Origin of the sequence: Bacteroides caecigallinarum (assembly GCF_021530995.1) — a bacterium.
Lineage (GTDB): Bacteria > Bacteroidota > Bacteroidia > Bacteroidales > Bacteroidaceae > Phocaeicola > Phocaeicola faecigallinarum.
In genome coordinates, this window is the sequence record NZ_JADYTF010000076.1 from 1 (window position 1) to 19,096 (window position 19,096).

General features: G+C 38.5%; 10 protein-coding genes and 1 pseudogene. 3 read left to right on the forward strand and 8 right to left on the reverse strand.

Going from position 1 to position 19,096, the window contains the following annotated elements:
- The coding region (locus tag I6E24_RS10750; RefSeq protein WP_235328547.1) for a transposase at window positions 1–123 on the forward strand (123 nt) is incomplete at its 5' end.
- Between the two features lie 4 nt (window positions 124–127).
- Here the strand turns inward: I6E24_RS10750 and I6E24_RS10755 are convergent.
- Both I6E24_RS10755 and I6E24_RS10760 read right to left on the reverse strand, forming a co-directional pair.
- Window positions 128–3,126, reverse strand: a pseudogene (locus I6E24_RS10755) (efflux RND transporter permease subunit); the annotation flags it as partial.
- 51 nt (window positions 3,127–3,177) lie between these two features.
- A complete protein-coding gene (locus tag I6E24_RS10760) occupies window positions 3,178–4,284 on the reverse strand; it encodes an efflux RND transporter periplasmic adaptor subunit (RefSeq protein WP_235328537.1) in 1,107 nt (368 codons plus the stop codon).
- Between the two features lie 258 nt (window positions 4,285–4,542).
- Between I6E24_RS10760 and I6E24_RS10765 the strand changes: the two genes are divergently transcribed.
- Complete coding sequence (locus I6E24_RS10765; RefSeq protein ID WP_235328538.1) at window positions 4,543–5,376, forward strand: helix-turn-helix domain-containing protein; 834 nt, start codon at window positions 4,543–4,545, stop codon at window positions 5,374–5,376.
- Window positions 5,377–5,582: 206 nt separating this feature from the next.
- On the forward strand, window positions 5,583–6,632 hold the full coding sequence (mnmA, locus tag I6E24_RS10770) for a tRNA 2-thiouridine(34) synthase MnmA (protein ID WP_235328539.1): 1,050 nt from the start codon (window positions 5,583–5,585) through the stop codon (window positions 6,630–6,632).
- Window positions 6,633–6,667: 35 nt separating this feature from the next.
- Here the strand turns inward: mnmA and I6E24_RS10775 are convergent, their stop codons facing one another.
- From I6E24_RS10775 to I6E24_RS10800, 6 genes are all read right to left on the reverse strand, one after another.
- Window positions 6,668–8,728, reverse strand: a complete 2,061-nt coding sequence (locus I6E24_RS10775) for a TonB-dependent receptor plug domain-containing protein (protein WP_235328540.1) — start codon at window positions 8,726–8,728, stop codon at window positions 6,668–6,670.
- Window positions 8,729–8,884: 156 nt separating this feature from the next.
- The gene (locus I6E24_RS10780; protein ID WP_235328541.1) at window positions 8,885–10,267 is read right to left on the reverse strand and encodes a calcineurin-like phosphoesterase C-terminal domain-containing protein; all 1,383 of its coding nucleotides are present in this window, start codon (window positions 10,265–10,267) and stop codon (window positions 8,885–8,887) included.
- Between the two features lie 59 nt (window positions 10,268–10,326).
- A complete protein-coding gene (locus I6E24_RS10785) occupies window positions 10,327–11,838 on the reverse strand; it encodes a BACON domain-containing protein (protein ID WP_235328542.1) in 1,512 nt (503 codons plus the stop codon).
- 29 nt (window positions 11,839–11,867) lie between these two features.
- Complete coding sequence (locus tag I6E24_RS10790) at window positions 11,868–13,670, reverse strand: RagB/SusD family nutrient uptake outer membrane protein (protein WP_394800399.1); 1,803 nt, start codon at window positions 13,668–13,670, stop codon at window positions 11,868–11,870.
- Between the two features lie 27 nt (window positions 13,671–13,697).
- Window positions 13,698–16,967, reverse strand: coding sequence for a SusC/RagA family TonB-linked outer membrane protein (locus tag I6E24_RS10795; protein WP_235328545.1), 3,270 nt, complete (start codon window positions 16,965–16,967; stop codon window positions 13,698–13,700).
- Window positions 16,968–16,998: 31 nt separating this feature from the next.
- Complete coding sequence (locus I6E24_RS10800; RefSeq protein ID WP_235328546.1) at window positions 16,999–19,017, reverse strand: calcineurin-like phosphoesterase C-terminal domain-containing protein; 2,019 nt, start codon at window positions 19,015–19,017, stop codon at window positions 16,999–17,001.
- Window positions 19,018–19,096 lie beyond the last annotated feature (79 nt).

Below are 19,096 nucleotides of genomic sequence, written 5' to 3' on the forward strand. Positions count from 1 at the left end.
GAAGGAATCAACAACAAGATAAAGGTCTTGAAGAGAGCGGCATACGGATTTAGGGATGAACGATACTTTGAGCTAAGGTTATATGCACTCCATGATTGCCGCATCACGCGAAATGTCGGATGAACCTCAACGAACTGTTACCGTTTGCTCCGGCACCTGTTGCAAACATAAGCGGAAGCATACCGAAAATCATTGTCAACACGGTCATCAGGATAGGACGCAGACGTGCCTGAGCTGCGGAATATGCAGACTCGATAATTCCCATACCTCTACGACGACGTTCAACGGCAAACTCTGTAATCAGAATGGCTGTCTTGGCAAGCAAACCAATCAACATGATAACACCTGTCTGAAGATAGATATTGTTTTCCAGTCCGAAGAGTTTCGCAAACAGGAAGCTACCCATCAATCCGAACGGAACTGAAAGAATAACAGCCAACGGAATAAGGAAGCTTTCATACAGACATGAAAGAATCAGATAGATAAGTACGACACATATTATATATATAAATATAGTCTGCGATCCACCACTCTGTGATTCCTCACGGGCGATACCACCATACTCATATCCGTAACCTGTAGGAAGAGTCTGAGCGGCAACTTCCTTAATGGCATTCTGAACTTCACCAGATGAATATCCCATCTGGGCATTTACGTTTACATTGATTGAACTGTAAAGATTGAATCGTTTTGCGACTTCAGCACCCAATACACTCTTCAATGTAACGAACTGTCCCAACGGAGCCATTTCCGAACCATTACGCACATACATGTTATTAAGCGACTGTTCGTCAAGACGGTATTTAGGCGATGCCTGAAGCATTACACGATATACCTTACCGAACTCGTTATAGTTTGATACGTATGCACCACCACAGTAGCTACCCAAAGCAGAAAGTACATCCGATGGAGAAATTCCGGCACGTTTACATTTAGCCGCATCCACATCGACTGCTATCTGAGGGAAGTTCATTGCGTATGAAGTATATGCCATAGCTACCTCAGGACGCTGGTTCAAAGCTCCAAGGAAATTCATGACATGTCCGAAGAATACAGACATATCACCACCTGTCTTATCCTGCATGTTAAGCTCGATAGAGTTACCCATACCGTAACCAGGAATCATACCTGTCTGGAAACAGAATATCTGTGCTTCCTTTATCTGTGCGAACTGTGCGTTCAGTCGTCCTAGAACAGCTTCCGCTGTATGCTCTGCTCCTTTTCGTTCATCCCACTGTTTAAGGTCAATGATACATGAAGCATACGAAGTGCCTTGACCGGAGATAAGTCCGTAACCGGAAGTCGCACTGTAATTCTCTATCTCAGGAGTGTTCTTCAGAATTTCCTTTACCTTATCCATAACTTTGGTAGTCTCAACAAGTGTACTACCCGGAGCTGTACTTACGTTAACCATCAATGTACCCTGGTCTTCCTGTGGCACCAGACCTGTCTTTGTAGTCTTCATAAAGAATACAAGGAGAATAACAGAGATAATAAGTGAAGCCCAAACCATCCATCTGTGATGTATGGCAAACATTACACCTTTCTTATATTTATTCATGGTAGCGTTGAAAGAGGCATTATAAGCAGCTCTTACACGACCATTGAAGCTTTTCGGACTCTTGTTTCCGTCGGACGGTTTCATCATGATGGCACAAAGTGCAGGACAAAGTACAAGGGCACAAATCATTGACAAACCTACTGATGTAGCCATAGTGATACCGAACTGAGTATAGAAGATACCTGAAGTACCACCCATGAATGTTACAGGGATAAACACAGCCATGAACACACATGTACATGAGATAACGGCCATGGTTACATCGCTCAACGCATCTTTTGTAGCAAGATATGGTGATGTATAACCGGAGTCAAACTTTTCCTGAACCGCTTCCACCACAACGATGGCATCGTCCACCACAGTACCGATGGCAAGCACGAGGGCAAACAGAGTAAGGATGTTTATACTGAAACCTGCTGCCACAAGACATGCGAATGTACCTACCAGTGATACGATAATCGCAATAGACGGAATAAGTGTACTCTTGAAATCCTGCAAGAAGAAGTAAACCACAAGGATAACCAGGATGATAGCCACGATAAGGGTTTCTACCACATTATATATAGATGCATAAAGGAAGTCGTTCGAACTCATCATCTGCACAAATTCCACACCCGGAGGAAGAAGTTCCGACATCTCTTCAAGACGTTTTGTTATAGCTTCGTTCACCTCTGTAGCATTGGCTCCTGCAACCTGGAATGTAAGGAAAGTCACATCTGGACGGTCGTTTACCTCACCGTGGAAACCGTATGACAGACGTCCCAACTCTACTTTTGCGATATCCTTAAGTCTCAATACAGAACCATCGGCATTTGAACGGATAACGATATTATCGAATTCATTCACATCTTTCAGACGTCCTCTGTATTTCATTGCATACTGGAATACGTTTGGCGAGTTTTCACCAAGTGTACCTGCAGGAGCTTCAATATTCTGTTCGCCAAGGGCTGCGGTAACATCTGCCGGTACAAGACCATACTGTGCCATCAGTTCCGGATTCAACCATATACGCATACTGTATGTATCACCAAGCAATGTAGCGTCACCCACACCAGGAATACGCTTGATTTCAGGGATTACGTTTATATCCAAATAGTTGGCAAGAAATGTCTCGTCATATTTTCCGTCTGTACTTACCAATGTGTTAATCTGAAGGAACTGGTCTGTCGTTTTGCTGTAGAGACACCGATTTTTGTTACTTCCGAAGGCAAAAGGCCCTGAGCCTTTGATACACGGTTCTGCACATTGACAGCCGCCATATCCGGGTCTGTTCCCTGATTAAAGAACACCTGAATCTGTGCAGTACCGGAGTTTGTTGCTGTAGAGGTGATGTACATCATGTTTTCCACACCGTTTATACTCTCTTCAAGAGGCATGATAACACTGTTCATCACAGCATCGGCACTGGCACCTGTATATGTAGCTTCTACCACCACTGTAGGAGGCGCTATGTCAGGATACTGTTCTACCGGCAACGATATAAGTGAGATAAATCCCACCAGCAGGATTACGATGGAGATGGAAATAGCCATCACCGGTCGTTTGATAAATATATTTCCTTTCATTGTTGTTCTATCTTTATTAAAGTCACTCTAAATCAACTTTGTCGTCTTTAATTATTTCACCTGAGTACCTTCGCGAAGAAGTCCTGCACCCTTGGCTACTATTTCGTCGCCTACGTTAAGACCTTCGAGCACGATATATTCGCGTCCGTCGTTGTAAGCGGCAACCTTAATAAGAGTTGTCACAGCCTTGCCGTCAACTACCTTAAATACAGAAATCTTATCCTGCTGTTTTACTGTAGCTTCCTGTGGAACAATGATATAGTCATTATATGTACTTGGGATAGAAACCTTACCTGAAGCACCGCTCAGAAGAAGACCATTCTCGTTAGGGAATACGGCACGTACACCTACAGGACCTGTCTGGGTGTCAATCACACCGCTGATAGACTCTATCTTTCCTTTTTCTGCGTATGTAGTTCCGTCATTAAGTACAAGTGAGATTTCAGGCATTTTAGTTAGAGCATCGTCTATAGAACCGTACTCGCAAACCATACCAAGAACCTGATTTTCTGTCATTGAGAAATAGACGTACATCTCAGAGTTGTCAGAAACTGTAGTAAGAGGCTCAACCATAGAAGGACTAACCAAGGTACCCACACGATAAGGCAACATACCTACAACACCGTTGCTTGGGCTCTTCACCTCAGTATAAGAAAGATTGTTTCTTGCATTTACTTCCTGAGCCTCCGCCTGTGCCAACTGTGCTTTTGCAGTGAGATACTGGTTTTCAGATGTTCTTAATGTAAACTCAGATACAACCTTCTTTGCAAAAAGCTCCTTATTACTATTATAAGTAAGTTCAGCAGTAGCTAAAGCAGCCTGAGCCGACTTTACATTTGCAACAGCTGTATTGAGTGCAGCCTTGTAAGGAACCTGATCAATAATGAAAAGTACCTGGTCTTTTCTTACCTTTTCACCTTCTGTTACACATAATTTCTGTATTGTACCTGATACCTGTGGCATGATATTAATATCCTGGCGTCCGCGGATTGTAGCCGAATAATCTGTTTCTACCACCTTATCGGCTTTTGCCACAACCATTGTTTCATAACCACCGGTCTGCATCTCTCCCTTTGGTGCTTGTCCGCACGAAGCGAACCACATTGCGCAACCAATTACTCCCATCAGTTGCAACCATTTTTTGTTTACTGTTACCATATAAATCTTTTTACTTTAAAATTCGTGGCAAAATTAAGTTAATTGCCAGGAACGTTAATTTTCTTTTTTACAGCACAATTGTTCAAAAACGGAACTCACTATCTGGTTTATAAATTATTAAGACCTTAAATATTTTTTATTTAACGAAGAATAAATAATAAAAAAACAATCCAATATATTACAGAATTGCAATTTTAGATACTATTTTTACTATGTATTTTTATTGATATAAATTGCTATTAACAAAATTGAAACTATATGCATATACTTCAACTGCCAGATGGTGAAATTTTCAAAGTAGGAACAGACAAGAATGAATGGTTACCACAAGGTAAAACCATAAAAGTGGATGTGGATACAATTATCTTTTGCAGGAAAGGTACGGCAAACATAGAAATAGACCTTATCCCATACGAAATAGTAGCTAATACACAGCTAATAATAATAGCAGGAAGCATAGTCCACAATATCAGCAATAGTGATGATTTCAAAATTTCATATATAACATTCAAACACGAAGTTTACGATGAAGCAACTGCACAACTGGAACCTTCGTTCACTTTTTTCCTGAAAGAATATCCCTGCGTACAACTAGGAGAAAAAAGAATAAACAAGATGAATTATCTGGTAGAAGCTATGGAAGATTTCTATTATGAAAAAACGAACTGTTTCAGAATAAAAATCTTCAAAAATAATATCCAAAGCTTCCTGCTGGATGTATATGACAAGACAAGGACACTTTTCAAAATAGACAAATCGGAAGAAGTGGGAAGAAGAGAGGAATTGTTTATCAAATTCATTCATCTGATACACAAATATTGTCCCCAACAAAGAGAAGTTGGATTTTACGCAGGGAAATTATATATTACATCACGTTACCTATCGTCAATAACACAAAATGTTGCAGATAAATCCGCCAAATATATTATCGACAAACATGCAATACAGAGAATAAAGATAATGCTTAAATACTCTAATATGTCGATACAAGACATTTCGTATGAATTAAACTTCCCTGATCAATCATTTTTCTCACGATATTTTAAAAAACATACAGGCATGAGCCCATTAGAGTACAGAACAAAACCTTAATAAGTGTATAACATACAGGAATAATACTAAATAGTGTTATAAAGCATAAGTTTTCGCACACAAAACTTGCAGATAACAGAAAAATCCGTACCTTTGTACTGTGTTTTTCATAGTATTAGATTTTAAGGTTAACAAAGGTTGGAGTACAGCGGTACTCCTTTTTTTATGCCCTTACGTCAAGCTATCATTTTCAAGGAGACAGAATTATGAAAGAAAACAATAAAGTATTATTAGGAATGAGTGGAGGTACAGACAGTTCTGTAGCCGCTATGTTGCTTTTGGACGCAGGATACGAAGTTACAGGAACAACATTCCGTTTCTTTGAGAAAGGTGGCAATACCGAATATCTGGACGACGCACGAGAGCTTTGCTCAAGACTCGGCATTCCACACATCACATACGACCTTAGAGACAAATTCAAGGAATACATCATAGACTATTTCATAAAGGAATATATGACAGGGAGAACCCCTGTTCCATGTACGCTGTGCAACAACTATCTGAAATGGCCTATACTTAAAGAAATAGCCGATAGGGAAGGAATATACCATATTGCCACAGGACATTACGTACAAAAGACATTTAACGATGGTTTTTGGCATATCATTAACGGTACCGATACGGATAAAGACCAGTCTTTTTTCCTTTGGGGACTACCACAGGAAATACTTCAGCGCATGATATTACCTCTTGGAGAAATGACCAAAACAAGAATAAGAGAGATTGCGACAGAAAAAGGTTTCATGAAAGCAGCTACAAAGAAAGACAGCCTTGGGGTCTGTTTCTGCCCTATGGACTACAGAACCTTCCTAAAGAATAATGTAACTCCAGAAAAAATAAGACCCGGTATTTTCTGCGACGAGACAGGTAACCGTATAGGCATGCATGAAGGATATCCGTTCTACACCATTGGACAACGCAGAGGGTTAGGCATACATATGAATAAAGCCATTTTCGTAAAAGAGATTATACCGGATGAAAATAAGGTTATAATAAGCGACAATATAAAGAATCTGGAACAAAAAGAAATGTGGCTTACAGACTGGAACATCATCAATCCTGATATCCTCCTAGGTATGGATGATGTGATAATAAAAATAAGATATCGCAAGCAAGCCAACAGATGCAGGGTAGAGAAAACAAAAGACGGACTGCTGCATGTCATTCTTCATGAGCCGCTGGCATCAATAGCACCGGGACAGGCTGCAGCGTTTTATCGTGAGAACATGGTACTTGGTGGAGGGATAATAAAATAAGAGCCGAATCCAACCGGACCCGACTCTTGATTATATCAGAACTTAAATCTATAGCTTGCTCCTGCCCTTACCCAAATTCCGGGCTGAGGGATATTGCCATGATCATAGTATGTCTTGTTCAGAAGGTTGTTTCCCTCTACATATATCTTATACTGCGGCGCATTCCATGTAAACCGTACGTCAACAAGAGAATAAGGTTCGTATGGCACCATCGAATTGCCTTTCTGGTAATTACCCATACGGTCCTGCCAACGGTATGACACGTTCATCTCCAGCAGTTTCCATATTCTGAAGTTTGCCTGTGCCACGAACTTATGCCTTAGATACTCCAATGCATATTTCGACTGCAGATTTGGCGTAGTCTCCTTATCCTGGTCAATATAACTGTACGACAAATTGACCGAACGCACAAAAGCATCACGCTGCATCAGTTCGCATATATCAACAAGAACAGAGACCTCAGCACCCATCGTATTGATTACAGCATGATTTACCGACTGCCATGGAGCATCATCGCCTTGCGATATATCCTTTATCCAGTCTATCATGTCCGTTCCGTGATATCGGTACAGGCTCAAAGTAGCACGTATTCCCGGACGAAGAAACTTCACTCCTATCTCCACAGCCTGCATTTCTTCAGGTTTCAGATATTTGTCAGCTTTATGACCCCCAACGGAATAATACAGTTCTGTGAAAGTAGGCATACGCAATGAAGTGTTATAAGAGGCATAGACCTTCCAGTCGCGTGCAAACTGATAGCTGGCGTCAACACCCGGATAGAAACGGAATTTCATTTCATTTCCGGTGTTCTTTACGGCTATCACCCCCGCAGAAAGAGTGAAACGCCTCAACACGATATTATGTTCCAAATGAAAACTCAGATTGATCCTGTTAAGTCCGAGAGTAAAATCGGCATCAGCACCGGGAACCTTCACCGGAGAATTGAGCGGTTCTCCAAGCGATGTACTTCTTACACCTTCATTCCTGAACTCTGCACCAAATGCTGTTTTTCCAAGGAATGTCTGGATGTAGTTGTTAAGATTCACACCATAGACATCTGTCTGATGATAATTGAAAGGAGATTTTTCCGGCATCCCGCGATAGAATTCAAATCTGTCGTCCGAACGGTTCCAATACACAGACGGTTTGAAATGATAGACATCACCCTTAGTCTCTGCCTGAACTGCAGTGTAGTACTTCCTTACGTGTTCAAACTGCTCGTCGGAAAGAGTGCTATAGAAAGTGTTCGCGCCATAATCCTTGTTTGTAAAACCTGCATGCCAGCGTATATCCACCTGGTCATTCTCATATCGTCCCTGATAGAAGAGCCTTGCATACTTGAAATCGGCATTAAGATTTCCTGCCTTACTACGGCTGAATCCGTCGCTGCGGCTGTAGCTGCCCGAGATCTGGTTGCTCAAACCGTTCTTCACATGGCTTACTATAGCCCCACCTTTGAAATAGCCGTAAGAACCGCCGTCGGCAAACACCTCTGCCCCGCTGTCCTTTGCTGTACGCGTAACTATATTGATAGCTCCCACCAGCGATGATGTGCCATACACACGTCCTGCAGGTCCTTCCAAGACCTCGATACGTTCTATTTCACTTAATTCAACAGGAAAATCGGCCGCGTTATGGCCTGTTTGTGGGTCGCAGATGTTTATTCCGTTCAGAAGGATAGTAATTTGGTCGAACGTTCCCCCACGAATACTTATGTCCGTTTGCACTCCCATGTCACCGCGCTGTCGGACATCAACGCCGGCGGCATACTTTAACAAGTCGTTAATACTCTGCACAGGGGCGGCGGCAATAGCCTCGCGGTCGAGTACAGTCACGATTCGTGCTGCCTGGCTCACTGTGAGCGGCACACGGCTACCGGTTACCTCCACTTCCTCCAGCTCATACAGTTTCTCACCTGCATTGTTATTCTCGGCAGTCTGGGCTGATACACCAGTAACAGGTGCAGATGCCAGCATAGCTACTGTCATCACCCCGATACTTACCGGAGATTTCAATGTGGAGAACACTGCATACGAGCGATTGGAATAGCGTCTGAAACGCATAGTCCGGCTGCTTTTCTGAATGTTTTCTTTCATTGGTTAATAATTAAATTGATTAAAAATGTGGGGCAAAGATACGAAAGATATTATATAAACCAATAATGTGTCAACCGCATGATAAAAACTGTGTCAGCAAAAATGATCTACTATCATTCCTACTGACACAGTTAAGTTTGGCTATTTATTATTTAATCACTCTACTTTAATAGAGTCAACATATTTATTCCCAAATCTATCTGTTACAACAATCTCAACCTTTTTTGCTCCCTTTGAAGGTTTAACAGAAAAGAAACAATAATCATTTGCCTGAGGAACTGTTCCTTTAGCTTTCAACGTTCCATTAGCATGGTTTCTGCTAATATACATTGTATAATCAGGGTCTATAGAAGAGAATGATTTCATTTCGCCTTTATATTTTCCATCCTCTCTCCATTCCACTTTCCATCCTTCGTCCCAGTTCCATACTTTTACGCAAAGTTCATCAACATGACCAGGGAAAGTACCAATTGGATAAACTTTCATTTGATAATCTCTCGGCATACCCAATACTTTATAATGCCACTGCAATCCAATAGGAGTTGATTCAAACACTTGATACCCCATTGGTGTACCGTCATAGGCATATTTACATTCACCAAGCCACCATGCACCACCAATTGAAGCAACCATATGCTCCCTTACATTAGGACGCAACAAAATATTCGAGTGAATATGTGTATGCCCGGTAAGAATAGATACTTCATAATCCTTAAGTATCTCCATCAATTCTTCTGCACCTTCCAAAGTTCTGTCAAAATAATATATATAGGCTGGAGCATGCATAGCAACAAACACATGTGAACCTTTCGGTATATATTCAACATACTTTCTAACCCATTGAAGCTGGTCGGTTGTTATTCTTTCATCATACTTACGATTACCTTTATAGTCTATATTGTCAAGTACAATATAATAATCACGGCCCATATTGAAGGCATAGTAATTAGGACCAAAAAACTCTTTATAAACAAGTTCACTCTTTTTGTTGTCACTGAAATACTCTTCATGATCGTGATTTCCAATTACAGGATAAACTGGATACCCTAAGCTTTTCAAGTTATTCTTGAACCTGCCATAAGTTTCCTGATTGTCCCATACCATATCACCAAGCAATATAGCAGCTACAGGAATACTTCTGTCCATAAATTCCCTGCCATAGTTTCTCAAATCGGGGATAGCCTCATTTTCCATTCTAAGATATGCAGTATCATTGCCCGGCTGAGTATCTCCAACAGCAAACATTGTATATCTGCCTTGTGGAACACTAAATTCGAAAAGTTCAAAATCATGTTTCTTGGCCGAAACCGACTTATAAAAACAAGGCGTTCCTGTAGAATAAGAAGCTACATAACCTGAAGGAGTCACCACATAAATGAAATCAGATAAAGAGGTATCTGTATCAAGTTTGTAGTTCCCAAGAGAATCTGTAGTTGTAAAGTTCACTCCATCTGTAACTACAACCTCACTTATTCCCTTTTTTCCACAAAACACTTTACCTGTTATCTCTTTTGCGCAAACATTTATACTGTTTGCCAAAAGAATAAAACTCAAAAAATATATATTGCGATTCATTTGTTAATCATCTAAATTTAAAATCATCTTACCTGAACAAGTTTGATATTGTCAATAAACCAACGTTTGTAGACAGAACTTCCTGTTGTATCTTTATTATCACCCCAACCGTCAGACTTTATACTTATTCGCGTATCTTTTGTTATTTCAATTCCTTCAATAAAAATTTCAGCATGTAACCACTCAAGCTTGTCGACAGTATCTACAAAACTATGTCCAATAGGTTCCAATTCTGTTACATCACTTCCATTTGTAATAGAAACAATAATGTTCACAGGGTCGAATTTTCTTGTTCCTCCAACCATAGGAGCCCAATCGAAAGATAATTTCAGTTTTGAGTTTTCCGGAATATTATCTATTGAAGGCAAAGTTAAACCAGCTTGATAATCTGTCTTACCGAATTTAAGATAACAATCCTGTAAATAAATTGCATTTCCCGGAATCTGTTCCAGACCATATCCACGAGCCAACAAAGCTTCAGACGCCAATTGTCCTTCAGGATTCTTTGCCGAATATATCTGCGGTGCACTACCAGAACCATCATTCTCTACCGTCTGTCCTGCACCACTATTCTCTGCCCATGGTTTTAACCATTCGAAATCTTCAGAGAAGAATATAACTTCTGATACTCCATCGTCAACTACCGATTCAAGAACAATTCTTACTGTTGGAGCAGCCGTTCCTGCATAATAACCTTTTATTATTACATAATGACCATTCAATGAACTTAAATCATTCTCTTCTGGAACATCAATTAAAGATACTGAATTAACAGCACCATCTATTGTTATTACATTGTTCAACAAGACTCCCCTAAGAGTAATATATTCTCTCTTATCTGAAGTGAAAGAATCTATTTTATCAGTAATATCAACTGCTTGTGCATAGTTTATCTCATTATTTTCTGATAACACCGTAACATTATCGCATATTATACTAGACAGTTTATATGTATCAGATTCTTTTATTCCCATAATATAAACTTCATCACCAACCTTGATATTCTCAGATGTCTCAATATAAATGTTATTGGCTGCATCAGTATCTGTAATCATACCACCTGAAGAAGTTACAGCAGAAACATACGCATTTGGAACTATAACTACCGTACCATCTTCCAAAGACACTGCATCAGATACAGAATACTCCTTACAGTCACGATATATATCTCCCTCTTGAGTAACTTTTACCTCAGCCCTACTTGCTAGTGTTCTTCCCCTGAAAACAACTGTTGCATTTCTAGGATTATCAATCGAACCATCTCTCATATTTTCAGATACAGATATAGTAACTTCCGTAGTACCTGAACCTGTAGTAGGAGTTACTGTAATCCATTCAGGAAGCTCTTCCATGAACCATTCAGCATCAGAATATACTGTTATCATTTTTTCTGTAGGTTTCTGAGCTGGAAAATTCAAAGAACTTGTACTTGATAGAACTGCACGTGCCACATTATCTTCTTCTTTGCTACAGCTACAAAGTAAAGTAATCATAAGACACAAAGCCAATGTAAATAATTTATTTATTAGTTTCATAATAGTCTATTATTATATATTTATTACTTTTAGAAAGAAAGTCCATCATTCCAGCCAGGGTTCTGAGTAAGATTAGGATTCAATGACCTTTCATTTATTGGTATAGGATATAAATAGTCTCTTTCCTGAGAGAATTGTGTCCTAGTTATATTCTTATGATAAAATACATATCCTTCATTATCATCAGTAAGCATAATATCTTTTCCTATTTCATATACCTGAACACCAGCCTGAGCTTCAGGTTTAGAAGTTCCATTAGCATACAGAATAACGTCTGCAACATCATCACCTGTCAAATCATAATTACCAGGCCCTGGGAAATACATTCCATACAATTCCTGATCTATACAACTACCGGCTTTCCATCTTACAAGGTCATCAAATCTGAATCCCTCTTGTGAAAGTTCTATCGCACGTTCTCTTCTTATCTCAAGTATAACACCTTTATTATCTCCTGTCACATTTGAATAACCGGTTTCCTCAGAAGAAAGATATCTATCAGGGTTAGCATTTGCATTATCCATTGACAAATCAGGCATACCAACACGTTTTCTGATTTCATTAATAGATATATCAATATCATCCTGAGTAAGAGTACCAAGTTCTGCTTTTGCTTCTGCATAATTCAAAAGGACTTCTGCATATCTATATACAGGAAGGTCACAAGTAGACCTGTCATTTCTATCTACGTTACCTCCTGATGCTGTCGGTTCCTGAACGAACTTAATTGGCTGGTAACCAGTTACACTGACAGAGAAGTCAGGAGCCAAAACTGTAGTCTCACCTATTCTGGTATACCCTGGAGTACGTATGCTCTGAGACAAACGAGGATCACGGTCTTTCATTTCTTCTTTAAAAGTCATCTCCTGCCATCCTGGCTTATCTGTAAATGCAGTACCATCTTTCATAAGATAAGTATTTACCATCTTCTTTGTCAATCCAGGTCTTCCCTGAGTAGGCACAAGAGTATGTGCTGTTGCATTATGATAAATCTGCAATCCATAATCAAATTTTATTGCAAGGATATATTCATCTGTATTTGCATCTTCGCTTGCAAAAAGCATCATATAATCAGTATTAGGATTACCTGTAGAATATAGTTTATAAGGGCCATTATCTATGATATCTTTGGCAGCTTTTGCTGCTAAATCAAGATAATAAGTATATGTGTTACCCTCAATATTCAACTGATGATATTTTCTATATGTACCCTCATAAAGACAGAACTGAGCCTTCAAAGCAAGTGCAGTCCATTTGTTTACACGAAAAGGACTACTCTTTTCTTCATTCATATCAGGTAAGTTATTTATTGCATAATCTATATCCTCTATCATTTTTGTCATTACATATTCTCTTGAATCACGAGGCTTATAAAGAGCTTCATCATCAGAACCTAACTCCACATCATACCAAGGTACATCTCCAAATCTCTTAACTTTTTCAAAATAGAAATAAGCTCTGAAGAAACGTGTAAGAGCTGTATATTTTATAACAGCATCTTCGTCTTCACATTGATCTACATAAGCCAATAATGTGTTCATTTTACGCAAATCAGTCCATGTCCATCCACCTCCAGAAGCAGGAACAACTCTCTTTGTACCGCCAAGCATCTCGTCTGAAAGAGTCTGCTGTATATACAAATCGCTTTGGTCATCATAAGGCGATTTATCCAACAGATTATTATAGAAAGAGTTACTGAAAAGCTGTAAGTCTGTCTCAGTTTTAAAGTAATCCGTTTGAGTAATATCACTCATAGGACTGAGATTTAATAAATCATCACACGAAGTTAATCCAAGTGATAAAGCTATTATTGCTATGATATTTCGTTTCATTTTCATTAGTTTTATTTTTTATACTTCTTAGAATGTTATGTCAAGACCAAACATGAATGTCTTTGACCAAGGGTAATAAGCATTGTTATAAGCATCACTTCTGTCAAGAGCTGCTTCCGGGTCGATATATTTAGTATGCTTCTTCAATGGAGACCAATAACATAAGTTCTCACCTGAAAAATATATACGAGCCTGTTCTATTCCTATTTTCTTGCTCAATCTCACAGGAACAGTATAACCTACTGTAAGATTCTTCAAACGCATATATCTGATATTCTGAAGATATCTGTCATTAACCTTACTCAAAGGACCTGATGTAGCCGAATATGCCATAGGACGAGTGAAATAAGCATCCGGATTATCTTCAGCCCATACTTCATCGAGGAAATCTTCCTGAAGGAAAGTCAGATAAGGATAAGAATATGGTCCCCAGAACTGCATTGCCTGACCTGTAGGATACCAATAGTGATTTCCTGTTCCCTGGAAAAACACAGAAGCGTCAAAACCATACCAACTTACACTAGCTGTAAAGCCATATGACAAACTTGGAAGAGAGTTACCTAATATTTTACGGTCTCCCGGATCATCTACAGAGTTTGAACCAATACCTAAAACCTTGTCTCCATCCAGGTCAAGGAACTTCAAGTCTCCAGCTTGCCATCCACCGGTTACACGATTATTGATATAACTCAAATCCACCTCTTGTGCATAAGCCTGAGCTTCCTCTGTTGTAGCAAATAAACCATCGGTAACGAATCCCCAGATTTCACCTAAACGCATTCCTTCATAATATGTTTTTGCAAACGTTTTGTCTTTGTTGTCATATTTAGTAATATAGCTCTTATAATTACTGATATTAAAACCTACACTATACTCAAACGGACTGTCTATTATAGAGAATTGGTCTCTCCAGTTGACTGCAAGTTCATATCCTCTAGTCTGCAAATCTGCCGTATTCATATCAGGAACACTTGCTCCATACACAGCAGGCAATTCTATACCATCTGTCAACATATTCAGTGTATTTCTCACATAAACATCAAATGTTACATTAAGTCTATTACCGAACATTGACAGATCAAGACCTAAATCCCATTGCTGCGATGTTTCCCATGTCAAATCTGAAGAAACCGGAGCACTCAATGTTGAATATTTTGCCATAGAACTACCTTCGCCAAATGAATAAGCCGCAAAATCACTTATAGACACCAATCGCATGTATGTATAATATGAAGAGACATTCTGATTTCCAAGACTACCAAAAGAGGCTCTCAGTTTCAAGTTATCTACACTTTCAGACAAAGGTTTGAAAAATGGCTCTTCCGAAATACGCCATCCTAAAGAACCGGAAGGGAAGAATCCCCATCTGCTACCTTGCGCAAATCTTGACGTACCATCATAACGTCCGCTAACTTCAAACAAATATCTTCCGGCATAATCATAGTTGATACGACCGAAGAAACCAGCCAAGGCATATGCATTCTGAGAGCCGTCTACTCCTGTTATAACCTGTCCTTCAGAATTCTGTCCAACCAAGTTAAAGTCATCAAGTGATGTGGAAGAAAGATTCTCTCCATAAGCTGAGATATTCTTCAATCTCATAGTCTCATAATTAAAACCTATTACTCCTGAAAGATGATGAACTTCATTAAATGTATCATCATAATTTGCAAAAACATTTGCTGAATAATAGTTACGTGTATTCACAGATTCATCCAAACGATTTGCACCGGCTCCTGTTGCATACGAACCGAGTTCTGCATCAGGATATTCACGATAATACAATACATTAGAACGGCTCGTATTTCTAGTCTGATACAAACGATAAGTAAAATCTGCAGTAAAACTTAAAGGTTTTATAGGAGTGATAACCAATCGTGAAGTATTTGAAAAATCATTTGTACGGTCTACATTTCTATGAGATCCTTCTCCAAGCATAATATGACGACCATTTCCAACTTTATAATTAAGATATGGTGTGCTATATAACCATGAGCCATCAGGATTTTTCATAGGGAAACAAGCCAAAGCATGGCGGGCACCATAAGCAATGGTGTTTTCAACACTTCCATCACCCTGGAATGAATACTGCGATCCATAGAAAGATGTATTATTAGTGAAATTTGCCCATTTATTGATTCTCATATCAATTTTAGAGCGCAAATTATACTTATTGTAAATATCAGGATTTTCCTTAAGCATACCTTTCTGATAATTATATGCACCAGACACCATATACTTTACATCCTTATTTCCACCGCTTATAGATACATTATGCTGCTGAACAGGACGATTATCGTTATACAACATATGCCACCAGTCATAGTTTCCATAATATACCCATTGCTTACGTCCGTTACGTTCATCAATGACAGTCCATGGACGATCAGGATTCTCTGTCTTGTCATTGACACGGGCCAACAGCTGCTGCATGTCATAATCAGTATAGTCAACATACAATCCACCATTTTCAGCTTTCCAGAATTTATTTATTGTATATACAGACCAGTAACCTGTATCCTCATAATCTGTAGAAGTAGTAGGTGCCTCCCATCCTAAACGGCCACTATATCTTACTGTAGCTTTGCCATCCTGTTCTGCACCTGATTTGGTTGTTATCAATATAACACCAAAAGCAGCACGAGCACCATAAACAGCTGCTGCAGAAGCATCCTTTATTACAGAAATTGATTCTACGTCGTTGGGATTTACTCTACTCATATCACCTACCGCTCCATCTATCAATACCAATGGATCAGAACTGTTAATAGAAGTTGTACCACGAACATTAATAGATGCTGAACTTCCAGGAACTCCCGATGAAGTAGTAACATTAAGTCCCGGTACAGATCCTTGCAACATGTTAGTTAATGAATGAGAAACTCTATTCTCAAGTTTCTCACTACCTACTGTAGTTATAGCACCTGTAAGGTTAACTTTCTTTTGTGTACCGTATCCAACAACTACCGCTTCTTCAAGCATAATTGCATCTTCCTGCATATACACTACTATATTATTTTCTCCAGGCTTTACCTCAATTTTCTGGGTGAGATATCCCACATAGGACATGTGAAGTGTAGTTACCTTTTCTACAGGAACATTAACCTGAAACGTTCCATCATCAGAGGTTATTGTCCCCATTGTTGTACCGGCAACCTGAATAGAAACTCCAATAAGAGGTTCTTTAAGATTATCCATTACCTTTCCGGATAAAACTCTGTTCTGCCCTAATGCAACTGTAATGTTACTCATAAGAAGCACAAACATGAGTAAAAAATACGCTTTGAAAACTTTCATAATTTGATTTTTAAATAATAATTCTCTTTTTTTATTTTGCTAGTCTATAATTGTCGATTGAAAAGTCTTTAGGACGTTGCATGTTTTCAGTCCAGGTATTACCAAATTCATCCTGTACTTCTATACGAATGTCCATTTCTGCATTTTCTACATTTACCTTAAAGAAATGTGGGAATTGAGTTGTTATAAAATTAGGGACAGACGACAATGTAGAGGAATTAAATCTTTTGACTGTCATTGCTGCTATATGTAAAGGATCGTAAGCCCAAACTTCTTGAACAGGCAATGCTTTACCATTTTCATCAGTCACATTGATTTTCCAATGTGAGTTCCAGTTCCAAATATTTATCAATACATTATTATCATTATTCACAGGATATGCATCTACATATTGCATAAATTCATTTTTAACAGAAGAAGATACATTAGATGGCATCTCCGGCACATCACTTAATGAAAAACTAACGTTATTCAAATCATAACTACGGAACTGATATGACACATCATGACCTGTCGGCTTATATATCCACTCAATATTCTTGTCAGATACATTCCAAATAGAATATCCACCAGGAGTTCCATCAGGAGATAAATGTACACCCTCTGTCAAATACCCCGACCACCACCATGATCCACATACTGCCGCTACATTATGTTCATGAATATCGCGACCACCTGTAATCTCGTTTTCAGGAGTTACATTATAGTTGTAATGTGTATGTCCTGTTACAAAATTAACTTTATAACCATCAAGGATATTAAATAATTGAGTAGTATTTGTCACATCATGATCAATCTTGAATCCATCAGATTCTGACGGATAAAACACCTGTGCGTGCATTACAACCACCAATGGAACAGACTTATCAACATATGACAAATCTTTCACCAACCAGTCAAGCTGTTCAGATGAGATTTTTTTTTCATAATTACGTGAAGTTGTTCCATCATAATTACTGCAATCAATATCGTCAAGAACAATATAATGGATTTTACCAATATTGAATGAATAATAAGTAGGAGCAACGTAGTCTACAAATTTCCCCGCAGCCTCAATATCCGAAGTTGCCTTATAATCATAGTCATGATTACCTATAGTATGAAAAACCTGTAAATCCTTGAAATAGGTATTCATTGTGAACAGATACTCGCCAAATTCATAGTTATTGGAATACCAATATAAATCCCAAGTCATATCACCAAGTGTTATGGCATACATCTTTTCACCTTTATTCTGTTCTCTGTAAAGGTTTACATCTTCGATAAAATCCATAAATTGCTTTACGTCATTTGTTCTATTCGCAAGGTGCATATCGCCAAACATGAACACTTTATATGAATTCTGATTTTCCACTGTTTTCAATGAGAAATCTATTCTTTCCGTAATATCGGAAGAACCTTTAAGTTTTTTATAAAACTGTGGCAATATGCCATCAGATAAAGCCTCATAGTTAGCAGGTATAGACATGAAGACATATCCAAGTTTTTTCTTTGACTTCAATTGATATATTCCTTCGCTATTTGTACAAGCAACTTCAAATCCATCAGAAACAACCACCCCCTCAACAGGTCCTTTTTCTGATGATACTATTCCGTATACCGTTGTTTCTGAATCTGGTTCGAAATCCAAACCATCAACAATACTTATATAAGTCTTACCTATCTGTTTTTTCCTATTATCACGCTTTATATAAATAATATAATAACCCGCTTCTATATTCTCACTTAAACTTATAGTAAAACTATCAGATGATATTGACACTATCGGACAAACATACAAAATACCATTTTCTGACTCTAACAGAACATTATCTGTATCAATCAAAGAACTTGCATTAACATCAGAAAAGGTATATTGATCACCCAAACTTACCTCTATCAAAGAAGGTAATTCAAGACTAATATCAAAATTATCATCTATTTGTGTAAAAGATTTACCACAACCAGAATTAATAAAGAGGACAAAGAACAACAGTACAACTTTAACACATGAAAGCAGAGACTTTGAATTAAGAAACAAGGTCTTTAATAAGAAATAATTTTTACTCATATCTGTTAATACAATAATTCCATACAAAAGTAAATATTGTATTACAAATAAAGATCAGCCATTACACACACCATATAAT

What these genes read in the sequence shown, in the direction of transcription:
- I6E24_RS10760 (WP_235328537.1), bottom strand. Translation starts at nt 4,284, where the DNA reads ATGGTAACAGTAAACAAAAAATGGTTGCAACTGATGGGAGTAATTGGT.
- I6E24_RS10765 (WP_235328538.1), top strand. Translation starts at nt 4,543, where the DNA reads ATGCATATACTTCAACTGCCAGATGGTGAAATTTTCAAAGTAGGAACA.
- mnmA (WP_235328539.1), top strand. Translation starts at nt 5,583, where the DNA reads ATGAAAGAAAACAATAAAGTATTATTAGGAATGAGTGGAGGTACAGAC.
- I6E24_RS10775 (WP_235328540.1), bottom strand. Translation starts at nt 8,728, where the DNA reads ATGAAAGAAAACATTCAGAAAAGCAGCCGGACTATGCGTTTCAGACGC.
- I6E24_RS10785 (WP_235328542.1), bottom strand. Translation starts at nt 11,838, where the DNA reads ATGAAACTAATAAATAAATTATTTACATTGGCTTTGTGTCTTATGATT.
- I6E24_RS10790 (WP_394800399.1), bottom strand. Translation starts at nt 13,670, where the DNA reads ATGAAACGAAATATCATAGCAATAATAGCTTTATCACTTGGATTAACT.
- I6E24_RS10795 (WP_235328545.1), bottom strand. Translation starts at nt 16,967, where the DNA reads ATGAAAGTTTTCAAAGCGTATTTTTTACTCATGTTTGTGCTTCTTATG.
- I6E24_RS10800 (WP_235328546.1), bottom strand. Translation starts at nt 19,017, where the DNA reads ATGAGTAAAAATTATTTCTTATTAAAGACCTTGTTTCTTAATTCAAAG.